The organism is Thermostichus sp. MS-CIW-25, assembly GCF_054060015.1.
The window spans coordinates 1-2,352 of sequence record NZ_JBSSCS010000077.1 but is presented as its reverse complement, the minus strand read 5'-3'; the positions used below and the strand labels follow the sequence as shown (position 1 = coordinate 2,352).

The window sequence follows — 2,352 nt, the reverse complement described above, 5'->3', positions numbered from 1 at the left end:
TATGACCTAGATAAGTGGCGTGGGGCAGGAATGCCTAACCGTGAGGTTAGGAAGCCCGCGCTGTACCCGTAGGGTCAGCGTCGGGAGGATGTCACAGTGGACATGAGATAATGACACCTGGCCAGCCTGTTGAAGAACGGCTCGACAAGGATCCCCCCATTGCCGAGTTGAGAGGAAACCCCGCTTGGTTGCCCAAACCTTTAACCTGAAAGCCTACCTGAGCCAGCGTCAGCAACAGGTGGAAGAAGCTCTCTCTGCAGCTTTGGTTCCCGCCTATCCGGAGCGCATTTACGAGGCGATGCGCTACAGCCTATTGGCAGGGGGGAAGCGCCTCAGGCCCATCCTCTGTCTGGCTGCTTGCGAGTTGGCCGGCGGCACTGTGGAGCAGGCTCTGCCTACCGCCTGTGCCCTGGAAATGATCCACACCATGTCGCTGATCCATGACGACTTGCCGGCCATGGACAATGACGACTTTCGCCGCGGCAAACCCACCAACCACAAGGTGTTCGGCGAAGACATTGCCATCTTGGCGGGAGATGCTCTGCTGGCTTTTGCCTTTGAGCACATTGCTAGCCAAACTCAGGGGGTACCGCCGCAGTTGGTGTTACAGGTGATCGCCCGCATTGGCCATGCTGTGGCGGCAACCGGTTTGGTGGGGGGACAGGTGGTGGATCTGGAGTCGGAGGGCAAAGCCATTTCCCTGGAAACTTTGGAGTACATTCACAGCCACAAAACCGGCGCTCTATTGGAAGTCTCGGTGGTTTCGGGAGGGATCCTGGCGGGGGGAGATGAGGAGCTGCTGGACCGCCTGAGCCGCTACGCCCGCGATATTGGCTTGGCCTTTCAGATTGTGGACGACATTTTGGACATCACCGCCACCAGCGAGCAACTGGGCAAAACGGCAGGCAAGGATCAAGCTGCCGCCAAAGCCACCTATCCCAGCTTGTTGGGCCTAGAGGCCTCCCGGCAAAAAGCCGAGGAGCTGATTCAATCGGCCAAGGAAACGTTGCGCCCCTACGGACCGCGGGCAGAACCGCTGCTGGCTCTGGCGGACTTCATCACTCGCCGTCAGCATTAGGGCAGGACAAGAGGACAAGTTAGATGGGATCCCTGGAGACCCTGCTCGCATGTCTGTGCTGGAGAGCCGTATGCTGCAACAGTTGATGGCCAATCATGTCCTCTGGGTTGCTTTGCTGGCCAGTGTGTTGGCCCAAGCCATCAAGCTGATCCTTTCCTATGTGCGGTCAGGCAAGGTTAACCTGCGAGTCTTGGTGGAAACCGGGGGAATGCCCAGCTCCCACGCAGCGTTGGTGACGGCTTTGTCCATTGGGGTGGGGATGCAGGAAGGCTGGGACAGCCTGCTGTTTGCCGCGACGGTGGTTTTCGCATTGGTGGTGATGTACGATGCCGCGGGGATCCGCCAAGCCGCTGGAAAACAGGCGCGGGTGCTGAATCGCCTCCTGGAAGAATGGTTTGAAGAAAAGGGCGCCGACCGTTTCCAAGAACCCTACCTGAAAGAATTGCTGGGCCACACTCCCGTGCAGGTCATGGCCGGCGCAGCTTTGGGAGCAGCCTGTATCACACTGTCATTTGCCCTGGGAGTAAACTAAGAGCCATTGGGGCATGCTAAGGCAGAAGTACCGCGGGGTGGTCATGGCTTCCAGTTCTCAACCTCGTCCGATCCAACGTTGCCCTTCCTGTGGCAAGCCGATCCCAGCCTACCGGTTCAAATCTCCCTACTGTGACCACTGCGGTTGGCGGGCGGCCCCAGCAGCGCAAGCCCCTCAAAAAGGCGGATCCCTGGGCCAGAAAATTGCAGCTCAGGTGGGATCCCAAGGTCAACGCCTCAAGGTGCCCCCTCTGCTACAGCCGCTGCTGAACTTCAACTTTTACCTCTATCTGCTCTGGGGGATCAGCCCTCTGTTTCCGCTGGTGGTGGATCGACCCCTGCTGGCCGAATCCAACTATCTGCTCCTAATCCCGCTTTTGTTGAGCTGGGGGCTGCTTTATTTGGCGGTGCGAGATCTGCCGCTGCCGGACAATTTGCGGCTGCCGCGCCTGTTGTTGGATGTATCGTTCATCCTGCTGCCCTTCTTCCAGAAAATTAATGTGTCCAAAGCCCCCAACCGACCCTATTGGAATGCTCTGCTGATTTGGGTGATCGGGATCCTGCTGCTTGCCGCTTTGCGGCTTTGGAGCTTTAGCCTGCTCCTGACGGCGGTGACCTTGCTGTTGACCAGCTTTTGCACGCTGCTGTTGTGACATACTCCCGCACTCATGCTGACGCAAAGCGCTCCGCGCCGCTAAAGCGAAAGAGTGCGGGCTTCAAGGACTCCGTCCCGCTGACGCGAA

The 2,352-nt window shown here is 58.5% G+C and carries 3 protein-coding genes; all 3 read left to right on the top strand.

The annotated features are described in order from the left end of the window. The first annotated feature begins 184 nt into the window (after positions 1-184). Genes crtE through ACVWZ1_RS14290 form a run of 3 tightly spaced genes read left to right on the top strand, consistent with a single transcriptional unit; the run spans position 185 to position 2,262 of the window. A complete protein-coding gene (gene crtE, locus ACVWZ1_RS14300; RefSeq protein ID WP_414342614.1) occupies positions 185-1,078 on the top strand; it encodes a geranylgeranyl diphosphate synthase CrtE in 894 nt (297 codons plus the stop codon). A gap of 49 nt (positions 1,079-1,127) precedes the next feature. Then, positions 1,128-1,610: a divergent PAP2 family protein gene (locus ACVWZ1_RS14295; RefSeq protein WP_414400501.1), complete on the top strand. Its 483-nt coding sequence runs from the start codon at positions 1,128-1,130 to the stop codon at positions 1,608-1,610. Positions 1,611-1,653: 43 nt separating this feature from the next. Further along, positions 1,654-2,262 carry a hypothetical protein gene (locus tag ACVWZ1_RS14290; protein WP_457467424.1) on the top strand — a complete coding sequence of 203 codons (609 nt, stop codon included), beginning with the start codon at positions 1,654-1,656 and terminating at the stop codon, positions 2,260-2,262. The last annotated feature ends 90 nt before the right edge of the window (positions 2,263-2,352 follow it).